Source organism: Shewanella litoralis (genome assembly GCF_009828585.1).
Classification (GTDB): Bacteria; Pseudomonadota; Gammaproteobacteria; order Enterobacterales; family Shewanellaceae; genus Shewanella; species Shewanella litoralis.
Genome location: NZ_WSRZ01000034.1, coordinates 1 through 18,589 on the forward strand (window position 1 = coordinate 1; position 18,589 = coordinate 18,589).

Genomic DNA, 18,589 nt, shown 5'->3' on the forward strand with positions numbered 1-18,589 from the left:
CTTTGCCGCGAATACGCTGATCGCCGCCGGCACAGAATGAATGCTGACCTTTTGCTGAAGGGCCGTTTCCGGTTAATAGTACGCAACCTACATCAGACCATTGTCTGGCATGGTCTAATGCTATAGAAAATGGCAGTATTTATGTTAATTATTCAAAAAGCTTTACCCCGCAAGGTGCTGTCAATAATCAATTTGATGTGAATAATGAGCTCGATTTAAAACCTGAATACGGTATTCAGTATGAAATCGGAACTAAGTGGGAATTGTTTGACGCCCGTTTATTGATGACGGCAGCAGTATTTGATATCACCTTAGAAAATATTACTATTTCGGAAACATTAGCGGTACCAACAGGCTCATTTACCGATATCACCACACAAGGTGGTGAGCAAAAACATCGTGGATTTGAATTAGGTGCTCAAGGTCAAATAAGTCAGAATTGGTTTGTTACTTCATCAATGATGTATTTAGATGCGGAATATCAAACCGGTGATGAGCGTGAAGGCAATACACCGATAGATGCGCCAGAATGGTCTGCTAATATTTGGACGCGTTACGAAATAACCGACAACTTTGCAATGAACTTTGGTGCTGTGTATGTTGGTGATCGTTTCGCCAATACTGACAACACTATCAGTAAAGATGATTATATTCGCTTTGACTTGGGCGCAGCATACACCATGAATATTATGAACAAAGATGTTAGCGTTCGTGCCAATATTAAAAATGTATTTGATACCGATTATATCGAAGGTGGTGAGTACAACATGGTCACTGTCGGCCAGGAGCGTAATATCAGTTTAGCGGCAGAAATTAAGTTTTAAGCTGCGCATATTTCTGATTATATTCCGTAACCCCCTAAAACCTCTGCTAACAACAGAGGTTTTTTTGTACTTTTATTTCAATTTTAATGATTCAGATCTAGATAAAGTTTCATTTACTGCTAAAATATCTTTCGTTTCGAAACTTATGTGAAAGATCTTTAATCAAATGACCAAACGTAATACCCAACAACGTCGCCATTCGATCATTAAATTGGTCAACGACCAAGGTGAAGTCAGTGTCGATGAGCTGGCAAGTTTGTTCGCTACTTCAGAAGTCACGATCCGCAAAGATTTGGCCATGCTAGAAACGCACGGATTATTGTTACGTCGCTATGGCGGTGCTGTACCTGTACCCCAGGAAATGACGCAAATAGCCAATGAAACGTTATCCTTAAATAAGCAAGCTATTGCCGCCAAAGCGGCTGAGCTTATTCGCGATCATAACCGAATCATTATTGACAGTGGCAGCACCACGTCAGGGATTGTGCAGCAACTTAATGATAAGCGTGGCCTAGTGGTGATGACGAATTCATTGCAACTGGCAAACGCAATTCATGAACTTGAAAATGAGCCGACATTATTGATGACCGGTGGCACCTGGGACCCACATTCAGAGTCTTTTCAGGGCCAGGTGGCAGAACAAGTATTGCGTTCATATAACTTCGATCAACTGTTTATTGGTGCCGATGGTATCGATCTGGATCGTGGCACCACTACATTTAACGAACTCACCGGCTTAAGCAAAGTGATGGCCGAAATGTCACGTGAAGTAGTGGTGCTATTAGAGTCGACCAAAATTGGCCGAAGGATCCCCAACCTAGAACTGCCGTGGGATGTGGTTAATGTATTAGTCACCGACGACAACATTAGCCCACAAGCAGTAGAAATTATTTCAGCACATGGCGTTAAAGTGATACTTGCGCCGTTTGCCCAGGAAACAAAATTAAATTTAAACAGTAAAGGAAACAACTAACATGTGTGGAATCGTAGGCGCTGTTGCGCAAAGGGATGTTGCAGAAATTTTAGTAGAAGGCCTCCGTCGTCTTGAATACCGCGGTTATGACTCAGCAGGTGTTGCTGTTATTCATCAAGGTGAATTAAGCCGCACCCGTCGTTTAGGCAAAGTACAAGAGTTGTCATCAGCGTTAGACGCAGCGCCTCTGGCTGGCGGCACAGGTATTGCTCACACTCGCTGGGCAACACATGGCGAACCAAGCGAGCGTAATGCGCACCCACATTTATCTGAGGGCGATATTGCAGTCGTTCACAACGGTATTATTGAAAACCACAACAAACTACGCGAGATGCTTAAAGGCTTAGGTTATGTGTTTTCATCAGACACCGACACTGAAGTCATTTGCCACCTTGTGCATCATGAGCTTAAAGTTACGGGTAACTTATTAACTGCAGTACAAGCTACGGTTAAACAACTTGAAGGCGCTTACGGTACCGTGGTTATCGACCGTCGTGATAGCGAACGTATGGTTGTTGCTCGTAGTGGTAGTCCGTTAGTGATTGGTTATGGTTTAGGCGAAAACTTTGTAGCTTCTGATCAACTCGCTTTACTACCTGTTACCCGTTCATTTGCCTTTTTAGAAGAAGGTGACGTAGCGGAAATTACCCGTCGTGACGTTAACATTTTTGATATTGACGGCAACGCTGTTCAGCGTGAAATGAAAGAGTCAGAAGTAACCCATGATGCCGGTGATAAAGGCGAATATCGTCACTACATGCTCAAAGAGATTTATGAGCAGCCAACGGCTATTGCCCATACATTAGAAGGTCGTATTGCTGGTGGTAAAGTATTAGATTCTGCTTTTGGTGAAAATGCCGCTGAATTTTTAAAAGACATTAAACACGTACAAATTATTGCCTGTGGTACCAGTTATCATGCAGGTATGGCTGCGCGTTACTGGTTAGAAGATTGGGCTGGCGTATCGTGTAACGTTGAAATTGCATCAGAGTTTCGCTATCGCAAGTCGCACCTATTCCCAAATAGTCTATTAGTGACTATTTCACAGTCTGGTGAAACTGCTGACACATTAGCGGCAATGCGTCTTGCTAAAGAGATGGGCTACAAAGCCACTTTAACCATTTGTAACTCGGCTGGTTCATCATTAGTGCGTGAGTCAGATATGGCTTATATGATGAAAGCCGGTGTAGAAATTGGCGTAGCTTCAACCAAAGCCTTTACTGTGCAGCTTGCTGGTTTATTAATGCTTACAACGGCAATTGGTCGTCATAATGGCATGTCTAGCGAAATGGAAGCGGCGATTACTCAAAGCTTATTATCAATGCCAGCCAAAGTTGAACAAGCGCTTGGGTTAGATGATGCCATTGCAGAACTAGCAGAAGACTTTGCCGACAAGCACCATGCATTATTCTTAGGCCGTGGTGACCAATACCCAATCGCAATGGAAGGTGCATTAAAGCTTAAAGAAATTTCATACATTCACGCAGAAGCTTACGCTTCAGGCGAGTTAAAGCACGGCCCGTTAGCGCTTATTGACGCCGATATGCCAGTGATCGTTGTTGCACCCAACAATGAGTTACTCGAAAAGCTTAAATCGAACGTTGAAGAAGTACGTGCTCGTGGCGGGCTAATGTATGTATTTGCCGATGTCGATGCGGAGTTTGAATCAGACGACACCATGAAAGTTATCCAGGTACCACATTGTGATGAGTTTATGGCACCACTGATTTACACCATTCCACTGCAATTATTGTCATACCATGTGGCCTTAATTAAAGGTACTGATGTAGACCAACCACGTAACCTCGCAAAAAGCGTAACGGTTGAATAAGTTTCTGATTTAATTAAAAAAGGCTTCTTGTGGAAGCCTTTTTTATTGTCTGGTAAATGGTGATTTATTGATTAGTGTTGATAGATCTTAGTGAGCTATTATCTATTTTTATAAACCCATGGAATGAGGTCTTGTGCTATTTCTCATTAAAAGTCAGTCGTTAAGTAGCTTGAGTTACATTAAACAAAAAAGGGAACAGATATTGTTCCCTTTTTGATTAGCTCTATTTAACGATTACCAAACGCGAGCGACAAGCCCTTTGAGGTAATAACCTTCTGGAAATGCGCTGCTAATAGGGTGGTCGCTTGCTTGGTGCATGCGTTCAATGAACTGCACTTCACGCTTGGCATCTAATGCCGCATCGGCCACTACTTTTTGGAATAAGTCTGACTGCATTAAGCCTGAACAAGAGAAGGTCAGTAAGATGCCGCCTGGGTTCAGTAACTGCATGGCAATCATGTTAATGTCTTTATAACCACGACATGCGCCATCTAACTGTGATTTATTGTCAGCAAATTTAGGTGGGTCGAGCACGATGACATCAAAGGTTTTTCCTTCATCGCGATATTGGCGCAATAGCTTGAATACATCAGCTTCGTTGTAGTTAACATGGTCATCATTAAGATTATTAATCGCCATGTTGTCGCGCGCTGTTTGCAGTGCTAAACCTGATACATCGACGTTTTCAATGCTGGCCGCGCCCGCCTTTGCGGCGTACAAACCAAAAGTGCCAGTGTAGCAAAAACAGTTGAGTACCGATTTGCCTTTAACGAAACGAGCAGCCATAGCGCGGTTGTCTCGTTGGTCTAAGTAAAAACCGGTTTTATGACCTTTAACCACATCGACTGCGATTTTAATGCCGTTTTCTTCAATGATGACCGGCATTGGTGGCAATTCACCGTGGAGTAACCCCATTACAGGCGCTAGGCCTTCTTTTTTACGAGAATCAACATCCGAACGTTCATACACGGCGCAATCTGGATATTGCAGCACTAGTTGCTCAACAATGGTGTCGCGCCATTTTTCAGCGCCGGTACTGAGTAGCTGGCATACGAGCACATTGGCGTAGCGGTCAATGGTGATACCGGGTAAACCATCTGACTCGGCTGCAATTAAACGATATCCCGTAAGCCCTTGCTCAATAATCAGATCATCACGTCCCGCTTGTGCGCGTTTAATACGCCTTGCAAAAAAGTCGCTATCAATTTCTTCTTGTTTATCGAAGGTCCATACCCTGACTTGAATCTGCGACTCGGGTGACCAGGCGCCACGACCTAACCAACGTCCGTCGTGTGCTACTACGTCAACCGTGTCTCCGGCTTGGGGTTTGCCGCCATTGACGTTGTGAATGCCGTTGGAAAACACCCAAGGATGGCGACGGTCTAATGAACGTTCGCGGCCGGGTTTAAGTTTAATTCTGATAGCCATGGTATTGCCTAATGTCGATGAAAAGTGAATAAAATTTCGCAATGCGAGTCATCGTTGCCATTGTGATTAGGCATTTTATATTGATGACATTAGCGTATTGCGATGAGTGCAGATCATAGCGTGTTTTGGGTATAAAAACCTGACAAATAAGCTCCTCACGAAGGGAATTGTTTGCTGTAGCGGCAATTATAAATCGTGGTGTGGTAATTAAGCATACAGAGGGCTGCATTAAATGAGTGTTTAAGCGTCGACACTTGACAGGGTAGAGTGACTATTCTACCCTGCATGTAGAATGAGCACTCTACCAAGAGGGTAAGATGTTAAAGCAACAAATTGCAGCGCGATTGGAGCAAGCATTTAGCCTGTATGGCTTTGCTGAACCCAGTGTGGCGCAGTTAAAAACAGCCAGTGAGGTGAGTTTACGTACCTTATATAAACATTATCCGTCGAAAGAGGCGATGATTATTGGCGCGCTTACATACCGGCATCAACGTTACTTGGATTTTTTACAACAAGACTCACCGGCTGCTGGAATTGATGCTATTAATCATATTTTTGCCCAACTCAAACAATGGATGCAGCAATATGCGCCACATGGGTGTATGTCGATGAACGCCATCGCGGCTTTTCCCGATAATGCTGAAATAATCTTAGCAGTAAAGCAGCATAAACAAGATGTGCGCCAGTTTTTAGCTCAGCAAAGTCTACGAGCTGACTTAGCCACGCAGTTATTTTTACTCCATGAAGGTATATCAAGTGCATGGCCTTTATTGGGGGAGGAGGCAATTGTGTCGGCGCATCAAACGGTTAAACAACTTATGGAGATAAACTCATAATGAATACCATTCCAAGTGTTATGAAGGGCGTGCAACTACTCGGACATGGTGGTCCTGAAATGCTGCAATACCGTGCCGATATTGCGGTTCCAACCCCACACGCAGATGAGGTGTTGATCCAAGTGTTAGCTGCTGGGATGAATAATACCGACATTAATACGCGTATCGCGTGGTATTCCAAAGCAGAAGGCGATAGTGCTGACGCGAGTTGGTCTGGTAATCCGTTAACCTTTCCACGAATTCAGGGGGCGGATGTCTGCGGTGTGATTGTTGCTGTCGGTAAGAATGTAAATCAACAACGTATTGGCGAGCGTGTGCTAATTGAACCTTGCATCAGACAGGTAAAAGGGATGTTACTGGACTTGCCTTGGTATTTTGGTTCTGAATGTGACGGAGGGTTTGCTGAATATACTGTCGTTGATGCCAAGCATGCTTATGCTATTAACAGCAAGTTGACTGACGCAGAATTAGCTTCGTTTCCTTGTTCTTATTCAACTGCAGAAAACATGTTAACCCGAGCAAATGTAACCGCTAACGATCGTGTGCTTATTTCTGGCGCTTCTGGCGGTGTGGGCTCTGCAGCGGTGCAGTTAGCTAAGGCTCGCGGCGCTTATGTTATTGCGATAACGAGCCCAAGTAAAAACCAACAATTGCTCGATTTAGCTGTCGATCAGGTTATTGCCAGAGACGCAGATTTGGTTGATGTTTTAGGTGATAACAGCGTTAATGTGGTGATTGATCTTGTGGCCGGAGAACAATGGCCGCAGTTTTTGTCGGTGTTAAAACCGGGTGGCCGTTATGCTGTCTCTGGCGCAATTGGTGGTGCATTAGTTGAGCTGGATATCAGAACATTATACTTAAAAGATTTAAGCTTTTTTGGTTGTACTGTACTTGAGCCACAAGTCTTTCAAAATCTGGTTAATTGTATAGAACAAGGCAAAGTTAACCCTATTATTGCCAAGACTTTTCCCTTACAAGACATTAATGCTGCGCAAGAAGTCTTTTTACAAAAACAGTATGTTGGCAAGTTAGTGTTAACAATCTGAACGGCAAAAATAAATACTCATCATAATAGGCATATCGGTAAATAACAGGCGAGGGCGTTCGATTTACTACGCTGATAAAATAGATATAAAAACGGCTTACCTTCAACGGGTAAGCCGTTTTTTTGCAACTAACTCGTCTATTCCGGTTTGTTGCAATTGTCTGGTAAGTGTTGTGACCTAGTGCTTAGTTGGTTAATAACCTTAATGATAATGGTTTGCATTAGTGTGTGCGTTATGTATAATCCGCGTAAATTTACATAGCTTTACACACGTTTATAGTGTTCACATTGACCCATCAGGATAACCAAATGAAAAAAACGTTAATTGCGGCTACTTTATTAAGCCTGTTTGCTAGCCACTATGCTACTGCGTCTGACGAAACAACAGAATTACGCCAAATCATTGAACAGCAACAAAAAGTGTTAAAAGATCTTGAGAAGCGTCTAGAACAAACTGAACAGCGTGTAGAAACCACTGCCGATGTTGTTGAAGCAACAGCGTCTAGCAAGTCAGCAACTACCATTGGTGGTTATGGCGAATTGCATTACAACAACATTACTGACAACAAGACGGGCAAAGATAAAAAAGAATTCGATTTCCACCGTTTTGTGTTATTTGTTGGCCATGAATTTAACAGCACAACTCGTTTTTTCTCTGAACTAGAAGTTGAACACTCGCTTGCTGGTGAAGGTAAAAAAGGCGAAGTTGAGTTAGAGCAGGCTTATATCGAGCATGACTTCAATGAAATGCTTACCGGTAAAGCGGGTCTATTTTTAATGCCAGTGGGTATTATTAACGAAACTCATGAACCGAATACGTTTTACGGTGTTGAGCGTAACCCGGTAGAAAAAGACATTATCCCAGCAACATGGTGGGAAGGTGGTTTAACGCTTAATGTTAAAGCGGCTCCTGGTTTAGCATTTGATACAGCAGTGACTTCTGGTTTGTATTTAGACCAAAGCTCGGGTTACAAAATCCGTAATGGTCGTCAAAAAGTCTCTGAAGCCAAAGGTGAAGATTTAGCCTATACCGGCCGTGTTAAGTACACTGCTGTACCAGGTTTAGAGCTTGCTGCGACTGTACAATATCAATCAGATTTAACGCAAGGTGAAGCGGGTGTTGATACTGCCTCTGCAACCTTAGTAACAGCACATGCTATTTACAGCATCGAAAACTTTACCGTTAAAGCATTATTTGCTCAGTGGGACATCGACGGTCAAGAAGCTGAAGCGTTAGGTCGTGATAAGCAAAATGGTTTCTATATTGAGCCTGCTTACCGTATTAATGACCAGTTTGGTGTATTTGCTCGTTACAACGAGTGGGACAACAATGCCGGTGACAGCGCGGACACCAAGAAAAAGCAAACTAACGTGGGTGTGAACTACTGGTTACACGAAAACGTAGTGTTTAAAGCTGACTTTGAAAAAATCAGCGGTGCAGCTGACTCCGACGGCTTTAACCTAGGCGTTGGTTATCAGTTCTAAGCACTGGCAAGTCTTAACGTTATTTTCGGTAAAACCGATTATCGATAAAAATGGGTGCCAACAGTGTATATTGTCGGCACCCGTATTTTTTATGATTGCTTATGGATGGTATGTGCCAATGTTTCGTTCAGCTTTAGTGTTTTTTATACTGTTGTTTGTAGGGTATATGCCAACGCATAGCGCGCAGGCTGCCACCCAATACCAGTCAAATGATGCATTTATAAGTCAGGCATTTAATGGCAATAGCGGTGATGCCAAAGTGTTATGGCTCGATGATGAGTTAAAACAAGCTGTAGAGGCAATTTTAGCCCATCGATTTACTAAAATGCGCGTGCGTTATTGGTTACATAATAATGAAACCGTGTGGATTATGGATGAGATTGGTAAAGAGTCGCCGATTACTGTGGGTATTCACGTAAAGAATCAGCAAATTGCTCAAACTAAAGTATTGGTATACCGAGAAAGCCGTGGTGATGAAGTACGCCATGATTTTTTTACCGACCAATTTAAAGCGGCAAAATTAACTGAGCAACATCAGCTCGACAAACACATTGACGGCATTACCGGGGCTACCTTGTCTGTGAGAGCATTAACAAAACTCTCGCGCATCGCGTTGTTGCTAGATGCCCATATCAATCAATAAGCCATTTTTAAGCAGGTTAGCGTGACAAAACCCTCAAGAAACAGTCTACGAATTCAATTTTTACGCGTACTTCGCCCCTGGCATCGCCGCCTAGGCTTGGCGAGCGCGTTGTTTATTCTACTGTTAACCTTAACGGGTGTGGCCATTAACCACAGTGACGACTTAGGTTTAGATAAAACCGGTGTGACTCAAGCATGGTTATTAGATTATTACGGCATTGCTGCGCCTAAGCATGTTGCTCAATTTGGCCAGACTTCTTCTGCTTTATACATTACCGACAACTTACTGTGGCAAAATCAACAGATGATTTTAGAGGCGGCTGACACCCTAATAAGTGCCACGTTTGCCAGTAATATGATCGTAGCGATAGATGCGCAGCAGTTATATTTATTTGATAAACAAGGCCAGTTACAAGAAACCCAAGGTAGCAGCACAGGGCTGCCTGCAGATTTGCTTGGGTTAGCGGTTGTAGATAATCGAGTATGGCTTAATACGGCTAATGGTATTTACCAAGCCGATGAGCAACTTATTGACTGGCAATTAGCGTCGTTACCGAATGGATTTAATCCCTGGGTCAGTGCCAATAATGAGATAGACAAGGCCATTATTAATCGAGCCCGCAGCGCCAACTTAAGCTGGCAACGAGTCATGCTTGATTTGCACAGTGGGCGCTTGTTTGGTCATTTAACGATATGGCTATGGGACTTGTTTGCCCTTGCGTTATTGATGGTGTCGTTGAGCGGTTTTTGGATTTGGTTAAAACAAAAACCGCCAAGATAAACGATTTTATTCTACGATTTAACGTTCAAACTGATCGACAGTGTTGGTTAGCTTATCGGCTAAATTACTCAACTTATTACCCGCTTCACTAATTTGCTGATTTCCAGTCGATACCGACTCCCCTAACAGTGTGAAGTCCTGCACCTTAAGCTTAACTGTGTGTGCTTGTTGTTGGGATGCTTGCGCTAGCATGGCTGATTCTTGGCTAACAGTAGCTAGAGAGAGAATGAGCTGGCGGCTTTGTTCAAGTGTTAACACTAATTGGTTTGCTAATGATACAGATTGCTGTGCTTTTTGTTGATTTGACGCCATGTTGTCAACCGCAGATTGAATCGATTCGACGATATTGGCCAACATTGAATTGATTTCCACCGTTGAGTTATGTGTGCGCAACGCTAAAGTGCGCACTTCATCTGCCACTACAGCAAAACCTCTGCCTGTTTCGCCCGCTCTCGCGGCTTCAATGGCAGCATTCAATGATAATAAATTCGTTTGTGAGGCAATATCAGCAATGGTTTTTACCACGGTAGCCACTTGTTTGCCGGAGTTTTGTAGTGTCAGTAACATGCTCGCAGTTGTTTCAATATCTTGCGCGAGTACGCTAATGCTATCTGCCGTTTGCTTCACTTCTTTTTGCCCTTCAACCATGCTTTGCGCACCTTGTTGAGCCGAGTCAGCAGCACTTTGTGAATGCTCAACACTCTGTTCCATTTGTTGTTCAAGCTGCGACATCACATCCACTAAACTGACAATAGTGTATTGCAGCTCATCAACTGAAGCGGATGACTTTCCGGTAGTGTTACTCAGCTGTGCCACTGTTTGGCTGATACTGGCGATAGCATCATGTACATCATTCATGCCTAAGCGGAACACCTTGATTAATCCATTGACGCTGGTGGCCACATTACTGATTTCAACAATGCATTCATCAGAGAGCTGAGCTTTTAGATTACGGTTTTGAGCAATACGAGTCAGGTCGTTTGACAGCTGTTGGATAGGACTGGCAATTTGTTTTTGCGCCGCTAAATATGCACCTACAGCCACCAATACCATAAGGCCCACCAGCACATATATCAGCAATGTATTGTTACCCAACTCTTTTTGGATGTTCATCGCATTTTGATTGGCTTGGCCTGAGATATCTTGTGCAAGTGTATCAAGGCGGTCTTTTAAGTCGTTGGCACTATTATTGAGTTTACTCAGTTGTTCGCGCGCAGTGTCCCAATCAACAGATTGCTTGCTCATGATGTTTTCTAATGATGATAACGCTGCATAGAGGGCGTCAATTTGCGGCATGAGTTGTGCTGATGTTACGGAATTGAGCAGCTGATATTGTTGATTTAGGTTTTGTGACAGTAAGTTTTTTTGTTCACTAAACTCACTGATACTTATTGTGGTTCCGTAAAGCGAAAAGCCGATTAATACTAACTCTTTAGCATGGCTTTGAACTTTCGTAATGCTTTTTAATGCGGGTAAAGTACCATCTACAAACCCAGCAACCTCTTGTTTAACCGTTTGGTTACTGCTACTGAGTAATCCCGCGGCGACTAAGGTCATAAGCACCGTCGCAGCGTAACCTAATAGAATACGCGCTTTGATAGTGTTAAAAGCATTAAGCATAGTAAGTACCTTAGTAATATTGTCTAAAAATTAAGACCGGATAAATGTCACTTTTTGTTCAGTTTGAGTATATTAGCTCATTAAGGCTTAATATCATTTATCGGCATGATTGATGACTTCTTTAAGCCAAAAAAATGAGCACCACAATAGGTGCTCATTTTTATTGAAGACATCTGCGAGGTTTAAGCCACTTCGATATCATCACGTGAGGCAAATTGGATTTTTTTACCAAACACGAATCGGTTAGCGAGTAATGCGAAAGATACGCAGGCCGCTAACGTTACAGGCATTAAATGAATGTAGTGCCAGCTTGAATAGAATGGTGAAAACTCAAACGTTAATGAGGCATACAGCAATACGCCAAAGATAACCGCGCCAATGCCTGCACGAGCATCAATATTTTTAAACATTAAGCCGACAATGAATATCGATAAAATAGGCATACTGAGTAAACCGTTTAGCTGTTGTAGTAAGTTAATAATACTTTCTGCTTGTTGATAAATCGGTACCAGAGTCAATGTCAGGATACTCAGTAACAAGGTTACCCAACCACTCAAGCGCACTACATTAGGGTCTTTCTTAATATAGGCTTCATGAATATCACATACATACAGTGCAGTTGCTGAGTTTAGCAAGCTGTTGTAGGTCGACAAAACCGCAGCGGCCATTGCGGCAGCAAATACACCGGTTAACCATGTCGGCATTAAGTCGCCAACAATTCGCCCATAGGCAGCATCGCCGATATCGCCATACAATTTGTACGATACAATACCTGGGATAACCACAATCGCAGGGACAATTAAAATACGAATAGCGGCCGCAGCAAAGACTCCTTTTTGTGCCTCTTTAAGGGTAGGAGCTGCCATTGCACGTTGGGTGATCGTTTGGTTGGTGCCCCAGTAAAACATTTGAATAAAGATCATACCGGTAAGCAGAGTATGCCAAGGCAAGGGCGAATCATTGTCACCAATAAAGGTTAACCGTTCAGCAGGGATGTCAGAGAAATCATAGTTAATGGCATTCAAGGCTAAAAACACCACAAAAATGGCCATACCTAACAGCAATACGCCTGAATAAGTGTCTGATACTGCAACTGCACGTAAGCCCCCAAAGAAGGCATAAACCGCACCTAACGTGGCAAAAGCAACAGCAATATACATTAACGGAATGTCGACATTAAACATGGTTTGCATAAATAGCGCCCCAGAATAAATCACCGCAGGCATGTAGATAAATGCATTACCTAAAAAGAAAACAGCGCCAATAACGGCACGTATATGTTTGTTGTTATATCGTTTTTCTAGCAGTTCGGTTGTCGTTGTACAGTTGTATTTGTAATAAACAGGCAAAAACAATTTAGCTAAAATAATTAACCCGATAACAGCAGAAAACTCCCACCAGGCCAGTAATGCCATTTGGTTACCGTTCATCCCCACCAGCTGATCTGTACTCAAATTGGTTAACGTAATTGAGCCCGCAACAAATACCCAACTTAGGCCTCCCCCAGCTAAGAAGTATTCTTTGTTTTGTGTGCTCTGTTGGCGGTTTGCGCCGCGACATTTTATGTAAGTTAATAAACCAATAATTGCCGTTACAAAGGCAAATACCGATAATTGGATCATGTTTTCAGACATTGTTTTTCCTTTCCCAATCGTGTGTTGGGTATTGTTATGCTGCCGTTTTTTTACTAACTTCTAGTTTTATATTTTTAATTGGCGATAATGTTGCAACCTTATTGTGGCGTTTTATCAGGCTGTTAAGCTGAAATAACGACATCAACATGGCTTGTAACGGCGCCAAATACCCCTTGTGGTGCAGTTCAAATAAGGCATCTTTGTCGAGTGATTGCAGTTTGTCTTCGTCGATGGTGTACAAGCCGGATAAACTGGGTGTGCTGCCATCTTGGTGTTGTACCAAAATAGTTATCGGACGCAATAAACCGAGCTGGCTGATGTATTGGTTAAATTCCTGGGTGCGAATATCGTTTTTGATATCGGCTTCGAGTAACGTTTTAACTCTCGACAAATGCAGTGATGCTTTACCGTTGGCTTCAAAAATACTCTTGCCGCTGGTGGTTGAAAACGCGGAGTGCGTTTGATCAACACCAATGGTGTATTGCTGTGAGTTTTCTGGCGACTTCATTAAGAAAAAAGGAAAGGTTTGCATGTTTGCTGGCGTGTGTAATGCCGTCCATTGACCTTGTTCAATAAACAAGTTGCTCCCTTGCTCAAAACTGGTAAAGCCGGTTAATACCCATTGGCCGTTTTGACTATTACGCACATAAAAAATCGGCATACAACAAGCTGCTTGACTCACCTCAGTGACTCGCAGGTTCATAATGTTTTGCTGCTGGGCAAACTGAATGGCACAGTCGTCTGTTATGCGTAAGTCTTGATGTTGTTGCGGGGTTAATTCTGTCAGTGTTTTCATATTATTCTACTGTTGAGAGTGAGTTAACCATTGTTCAATAAAGTCACGATGAGGCGGCAGGGTATTGAGCATCTGCTGCGTGAGCTGAACATTACGGTTTAATATTTGCGACGCTTGCACATGTTGTTGATACAGGTGGGCGTGTTGCGAATAGTCTGGGCTAAACTCCATACCATAAAGAACATACTGGTAACTGGCCGCAGGAAATAGCTCATTTGGACCATTAAAGTCTTTGCTGGTGGGGCCTCTAAATGCCCACATGCTTAGGTCGTCTTGTAGGCTTTGCGGGATAGAATCTGGATTACAGTGCGCCTGCCAATAAGGTTCTGGACGTTTGGTTAACATGTAATGCAGTTTTAAAAAATCGACAATACGACCCCAGCGATAATCCATTTGTTGGTTAAAGCGTTTGGCCGTTAATGCCATGACGTTATCGTTAACCGGTAAATTCTCAGCAATGTAGCGGGCTGATATTTCAATCAGCATAATGGCGGTTGCTTCAAGTGGCTCTACAAATCCTGCCGCCATCCCCACCGCGACACAGTTATTTTGCCAAAAACGTTCACGGTGGCCGCTTTGGTAACGGATATGCTTTACGGGTAATCCGTCTGCCTTAGGACCAATATAACGACGTAAATTGGCTTCTGCTTGCTCATCACTCATAAAGCGACTTGAGTAAACATGACCTACGCCGCGGCGGTGCGTTAAGCCGATATCCCAAATCCAACCAGAATCTTGTGCGGTGGCGATAGTGTGTGACGCAATGGGACTGTCTGCATTGTCGTAAGGCACTTGCATGGCGATTGCGCGGTCATTAAACAGTACATGGTCGAGCTTAATAAAAGGAACGTTTAAGGTTTTTCCGAGCAATAACGATGCAAACCCGGTGCAGTCGATAAATAAGTCACCTTCGATTGGAGCTTGATCGATAAGTGTTACATTGCTGATATTGCCCTGGCTGTCGACGCTAGCATGGTCGACCGTACCAATAATGTGATTAACGTTGAGATGGGTTTTACAGTGTTGTTTGAGCAAGTCGGCAAAGGCGCCAGCGTCGAGGTGGTAGGCATAGTTGCATGTGCCTTGATAGTCACCTTCTGCCATGCTGCGCGGCGCAAGGCCTGACTCGCAAATAGCATGTTGAAAATTGGTTTGTTCGGCGTAATCTTTAATATTATCAATATATGGTGCCAAATCGAGGCGGCCGTAGCCCAGTGGTACGGTAAAAGGATGATAATAAAAGTCGCCATTGCCATACACCCAGCTGACAAATTTGCCGCCTTGTTTAAACGTCGCATGACACTTTCTAAAAACGTCACTTTCGTTCAACCCTATCTGTTGTAGGGTGTTTTTCATGGTTGGCCAGGTGCCTTCACCCACTCCCACGGTCGGAATATCTGACGACTCGATTAAACTTATGTCTATCGTCTGGCCAGATGGGCTTTTATGATGTGATGCAATGATGGCTGCCGTTAGCCAGCCCGCTGTTCCGCCGCCCACAATGATTATTTTTTTTACTGCTTTTGCCATTGGGTTAACATCCTGTTTGCAATTGAGTGTTTAAACACTATCACAAGGTGAAGTTTGTCGGTCTTGTTATAAACAAAAAGACAGGTGCACTTGCACCTGTCTTTATAAGGCTTATAACTTAGAACTTGCCTCTTAACCCTACTGCGTAGCGTGAACCGTTGTCTTCAACCGAGTAAATCTGGTTGGCGAAACGGCCCGTTTGCACTAGCTCTTCTTCAGTGATGTTAATACCTTCAACAAAAACAGATACGTTTTCGTTGATATCATAGCTCGCGCTAATATCCCACTGTCCGAAGGTTTCAGTTTTAATTGGCTCACCGTTAAAACCGTTATCTAGCTGACGTAAAAAGCCTTCACGGTTGTTAAATGCAACACGTGCTTGCCAGTTGTCTTGCTCGTAGAACACGATTAAGTTTTGTGAATCACCTAAACCTTCAAGCGCGAAGCTTTGGGTAGAGTTAGCATCCACTTTAACGTTGCTATCTACTACGGTTGCGTTAGCTGTTACACCAAAACCGTTGTCGAATACGTGAGTTAATGCTATTTCGTAACCGGTAATACGTGCAGATTCACCATTTTGTGGGCGTGTCACTGTATACACTTCAGACTGACCATTTAACTCTTCTGTGCTCGCCACAACGTCGCTAGTACATAGGTCTGAGTTAGTGGTGCTACAGTTGTAATCAGGACCACTACGATCGGTCATTTGGTACGTTTCTTCACCGGTTAAGCTCACGATGAAATCGTCAACTTCTTTGCTGAAGAATGCAAAGCTAAATAAGCTCGCATCGTCGTAGTACCACTCGTAAGACACGTCCCAGTTTTCAGAGCGGAATGGCTCTAGCGCTGGGTTACCGCCACTTGCGGTTAAGTTTTGACGGCGTGGCTCATTAAAGTTTGTCGCAGGCGAAAGCTGTGACATGGTTGGGCGGGTTAATGAGTCATACACAGCAAAGCGTAAAACCATATCGTCTTGCAGATCTAACTTAATGTTTAAGCTTGGTAATAGGTTAGAGTAAGACGTACCTTGAGTGATGTCATTAGCAGGACCATACACGTTAGCAAATAAGGTAGCATCGCTGGTAGGAACTACGTCAGAGATATAACTTTGTACTGCACTCACATCCACATCTGTGTTTGAGTAACGCGCGCCAAAATCAACGGTTAATGGCATATCGCCAACGTCATACATAAACGTGAAGTTCATGTATAGGCTGGTGACATCTTCATTAATGGTATAACGGTTGTTTTGTAATGTTGGTGTAATGGGATAGCCTTCAGCAGCTAAATAATCCACCATCGCATCGCCATCATAGGTGTAGAAGGTGTCGATTAAGCCAGAGAAATAGTTGTTGGCTGTGTAAGGTCTAAAATCAATCGCATCGATTGGAGCCTCGGTGCCGTAGCCACAGAATTGACACTGACTACCAAAGATTTGATAGCTCGACTTTTCACGTTCTTGACGATAAACACCGAATTTAGCTTTGGTAAAAACTAACGAGTCGGGGGTGTATTCAAAATCAGCTTTAAACTCAGTGATTTCATCTTCATCGCTGAATTGATTGCCTTTTTCGTTGTAATGTAAACGCGCAAGGCTTGCATCTGGTAGGCTACCATTAGTAAACCCATCATGGACGACTGTTGGTACGCCGCCGGTGCCATCAAACGCAAAACTGTTTATCATACCTACAACGTTAAAGCGGTCACGGCCAGCGCGATCGTTTTCAGCATTTGAGTTTGATACGTCAAATTTAGCGACTAACTGCTCAGTAACATCCCATTTAACATTTAAGCCAACACCGCTGTTAGTGACATCGCGAGAGTTACGTGTGTGCGATACAAAATCGGTAGCGGGATCACCACTGCCTTGATGTAAGCCAACATCCTGGCTAAAGGTTAATAGCGTCCCGGTAGAAGGGTCAATCGTGGCACTGCCGACACGATCGGGTTCAAACCATGAGGCTAAATCGGTTACTTGTGAGTCGACTTCAAACTTAGAGATAAAGCCGTCTAAAGTAATGCTGACATCGTCAGAGGGTGCATATTGAAACACTAAGCTGGCGTTGGTACGAGTACGGTCTTGCTCGTCAACGATTTGGTCCCAGTTACGTGGAATATAAGCGTTTGTGAATAATACGCCATCACGGGCGTTAGAAATCGTTTGACCGCCGCGCCAGCCAGCAGTGTTGATTTGGTTAACTTGAACACTACGTTCTTGGTGGCTTACTGCCAATAACACACCCATGGTTTCGTCATTAAAGGTGTTACTGATTAAGCCTGAAACCGCAGGAGATACGTCTTCTGAAAGGCTTTCGTACATGCCTTTTACAGAACCTACAATTTGTAAGCCACTGTAATCAAATGGGCGTGCTGTTGTTAGGTCGATAGTACCGCCAATGCCGCCTTCTTGCATGCTAGCATTGGTGGTTTTGTATACGTTGGCGCCGGTGATTTGCTCAGCCGCTAAAATGTCGAAGTTAAACTCACGACCTGCACTGTCGGTTGCCATTTGGCGGCCGTTAACCAGTACGGTGTTAAATTGCGGACCAAAACCACGAACAGTAACGGCTTGACCTTCGCCACCGCTACGGTCAATAGAAACACCTGTAATACGTTGCAATGACTCTGCAACGTTTAAGTCTGGAAATTTACCCAGATCTTCTGCCGAAATACCATCTGAAACCACTGATGCGGATTTCTTGTCGGCCATAGAGTTTTTTAAACTGCTGCGGATCCCTTTTACAGCAATGACTTCAATTTGCTCATTGGCTTGAGTTTCAGCTTCTGCTGCTGTTACTCCGTGAACACTGCCTATTGCCCCAGCAATAGCAAGTGCTAACGTCGTCCTCTTGCCAAAAGTAGCGATTCCTTTTGTAGACATTTTTCTTCCCCCAGTTGATGTTGTTGCTTTTTATAAATATTGATTTTTTAATTAAAGCTTATTTATCTTATAAATATATTAATTGAGGTTAAATATCAACCTTTTCTTAACAATGTGATGCATGTCGCTTAGCATTTTTTAGCTTTTTTTATTCATTTCTGAGCATTAATTGCATAAGCATTGGATTTAACGCTATTTATATCGTTTTTTATTGTTAATTTTCATGGGCTTGAGTTTTCTGCTTAAAAGTGATTGAACATAGCCAACCCCAACACTTGTTGAT

13 protein-coding genes and 2 pseudogenes are annotated in these 18,589 nt (G+C 43.3%); 8 read left to right on the top strand and 7 right to left on the bottom strand.

Features of this window, described 5'->3' with window-relative positions; translation table 11 throughout:
* A pseudogene (locus GQA99_RS18935) lies at window positions 1-121 on the bottom strand (1,4-dihydroxy-2-naphthoyl-CoA synthase); the annotation flags it as partial.
* A gap of 7 nt (window positions 122-128) precedes the next feature.
* Between GQA99_RS18935 and GQA99_RS18940 the strand changes: the two are divergent.
* The 3 genes and pseudogenes from GQA99_RS18940 to glmS form a co-directional block, all read left to right on the top strand.
* Window positions 129-824, top strand: a pseudogene (locus tag GQA99_RS18940) (TonB-dependent receptor); the annotation flags it as partial.
* Window positions 825-990: 166 nt separating this feature from the next.
* Window positions 991-1,797, top strand: a complete 807-nt coding sequence (locus tag GQA99_RS18945; protein WP_160056595.1) for a DeoR/GlpR family DNA-binding transcription regulator — start codon at window positions 991-993, stop codon at window positions 1,795-1,797.
* A 1-nt stretch (window position 1,798) separates the two neighbouring features.
* Window positions 1,799-3,628, top strand: coding sequence for a glutamine--fructose-6-phosphate transaminase (isomerizing) (gene glmS / locus GQA99_RS18950; protein WP_160056597.1), 1,830 nt, complete (start codon window positions 1,799-1,801; stop codon window positions 3,626-3,628).
* 234 nt (window positions 3,629-3,862) lie between these two features.
* On the opposite strand, the gene GQA99_RS18955 is transcribed toward glmS, so the two are convergent.
* Window positions 3,863-5,056, bottom strand: coding sequence for a class I SAM-dependent rRNA methyltransferase (locus GQA99_RS18955; RefSeq protein WP_160056599.1), 1,194 nt, complete (start codon window positions 5,054-5,056; stop codon window positions 3,863-3,865).
* A gap of 317 nt (window positions 5,057-5,373) precedes the next feature.
* On the opposite strand from GQA99_RS18955, the gene GQA99_RS18960 reads away from it, so the two are divergent.
* From GQA99_RS18960 to GQA99_RS18980, 5 genes are all read left to right on the top strand, one after another.
* Window positions 5,374-5,892 carry a TetR/AcrR family transcriptional regulator gene (locus GQA99_RS18960; protein ID WP_160056601.1) on the top strand — a complete coding sequence of 173 codons (519 nt, stop codon included), beginning with the start codon at window positions 5,374-5,376 and terminating at the stop codon, window positions 5,890-5,892.
* A complete protein-coding gene (locus tag GQA99_RS18965) occupies window positions 5,892-6,938 on the top strand; it encodes an alcohol dehydrogenase family protein (protein ID WP_206194590.1) in 1,047 nt (348 codons plus the stop codon). The genes GQA99_RS18960 and GQA99_RS18965 overlap by 1 nt, the downstream gene beginning before the upstream one ends.
* A gap of 308 nt (window positions 6,939-7,246) precedes the next feature.
* Complete coding sequence (locus GQA99_RS18970) at window positions 7,247-8,422, top strand: porin (RefSeq protein ID WP_160056603.1); 1,176 nt, start codon at window positions 7,247-7,249, stop codon at window positions 8,420-8,422.
* Window positions 8,423-8,588: 166 nt separating this feature from the next.
* Window positions 8,589-9,065, top strand: a complete 477-nt coding sequence (locus tag GQA99_RS18975; RefSeq protein WP_229785927.1) for an FMN-binding protein — start codon at window positions 8,589-8,591, stop codon at window positions 9,063-9,065.
* Window positions 9,066-9,086: 21 nt separating this feature from the next.
* Complete coding sequence (locus tag GQA99_RS18980; RefSeq protein ID WP_160056605.1) at window positions 9,087-9,845, top strand: PepSY-associated TM helix domain-containing protein; 759 nt, start codon at window positions 9,087-9,089, stop codon at window positions 9,843-9,845.
* 18 nt (window positions 9,846-9,863) lie between these two features.
* Here the strand turns inward: GQA99_RS18980 and GQA99_RS18985 are convergent, their stop codons facing one another.
* The 5 genes from GQA99_RS18985 to GQA99_RS19005 form a co-directional block, all read right to left on the bottom strand.
* Window positions 9,864-11,465 carry a methyl-accepting chemotaxis protein gene (locus tag GQA99_RS18985; RefSeq protein ID WP_160056607.1) on the bottom strand — a complete coding sequence of 534 codons (1,602 nt, stop codon included), beginning with the start codon at window positions 11,463-11,465 and terminating at the stop codon, window positions 9,864-9,866.
* A 182-nt stretch (window positions 11,466-11,647) separates the two neighbouring features.
* Window positions 11,648-13,099 (bottom strand): SLC5 family protein, encoded by a 1,452-nt coding sequence (locus tag GQA99_RS18990; protein ID WP_160056609.1) that lies wholly within the window; start codon window positions 13,097-13,099, stop codon window positions 11,648-11,650.
* A gap of 34 nt (window positions 13,100-13,133) precedes the next feature.
* Entirely contained in the window at window positions 13,134-13,895 is a 762-nt protein-coding gene (locus tag GQA99_RS18995) for a SapC family protein (RefSeq protein WP_160056611.1), read from the bottom strand.
* A gap of 6 nt (window positions 13,896-13,901) precedes the next feature.
* The gene (locus tag GQA99_RS19000; protein ID WP_160056613.1) at window positions 13,902-15,425 is read right to left on the bottom strand and encodes a tryptophan halogenase family protein; all 1,524 of its coding nucleotides are present in this window, start codon (window positions 15,423-15,425) and stop codon (window positions 13,902-13,904) included.
* A gap of 118 nt (window positions 15,426-15,543) precedes the next feature.
* Window positions 15,544-18,306: a TonB-dependent receptor gene (locus GQA99_RS19005; RefSeq protein WP_160056615.1), complete on the bottom strand. Its 2,763-nt coding sequence runs from the start codon at window positions 18,304-18,306 to the stop codon at window positions 15,544-15,546.
* Window positions 18,307-18,589 lie beyond the last annotated feature (283 nt).

Excerpts from the sequence above, each read along its gene's own strand:
- GQA99_RS18945 (WP_160056595.1), top strand. The coding sequence starts at position 991 with ATGACCAAACGTAATACCCAACAACGTCGCCATTCGATCATTAAATTG.
- glmS (WP_160056597.1), top strand. The coding sequence starts at position 1,799 with ATGTGTGGAATCGTAGGCGCTGTTGCGCAAAGGGATGTTGCAGAAATT.
- GQA99_RS18955 (WP_160056599.1), bottom strand. The coding sequence starts at position 5,056 with ATGGCTATCAGAATTAAACTTAAACCCGGCCGCGAACGTTCATTAGAC.
- GQA99_RS18960 (WP_160056601.1), top strand. The coding sequence starts at position 5,374 with ATGTTAAAGCAACAAATTGCAGCGCGATTGGAGCAAGCATTTAGCCTG.
- GQA99_RS18965 (WP_206194590.1), top strand. The coding sequence starts at position 5,892 with ATGAATACCATTCCAAGTGTTATGAAGGGCGTGCAACTACTCGGACAT.
- GQA99_RS18970 (WP_160056603.1), top strand. The coding sequence starts at position 7,247 with ATGAAAAAAACGTTAATTGCGGCTACTTTATTAAGCCTGTTTGCTAGC.
- GQA99_RS18975 (WP_229785927.1), top strand. The coding sequence starts at position 8,589 with ATGCCAACGCATAGCGCGCAGGCTGCCACCCAATACCAGTCAAATGAT.
- GQA99_RS18985 (WP_160056607.1), bottom strand. The coding sequence starts at position 11,465 with ATGCTTAATGCTTTTAACACTATCAAAGCGCGTATTCTATTAGGTTAC.
- GQA99_RS18990 (WP_160056609.1), bottom strand. The coding sequence starts at position 13,099 with ATGTCTGAAAACATGATCCAATTATCGGTATTTGCCTTTGTAACGGCA.
- GQA99_RS18995 (WP_160056611.1), bottom strand. The coding sequence starts at position 13,895 with ATGAAAACACTGACAGAATTAACCCCGCAACAACATCAAGACTTACGC.
- GQA99_RS19000 (WP_160056613.1), bottom strand. The coding sequence starts at position 15,425 with ATGGCAAAAGCAGTAAAAAAAATAATCATTGTGGGCGGCGGAACAGCG.
- GQA99_RS19005 (WP_160056615.1), bottom strand. The coding sequence starts at position 18,306 with ATGTCTACAAAAGGAATCGCTACTTTTGGCAAGAGGACGACGTTAGCA.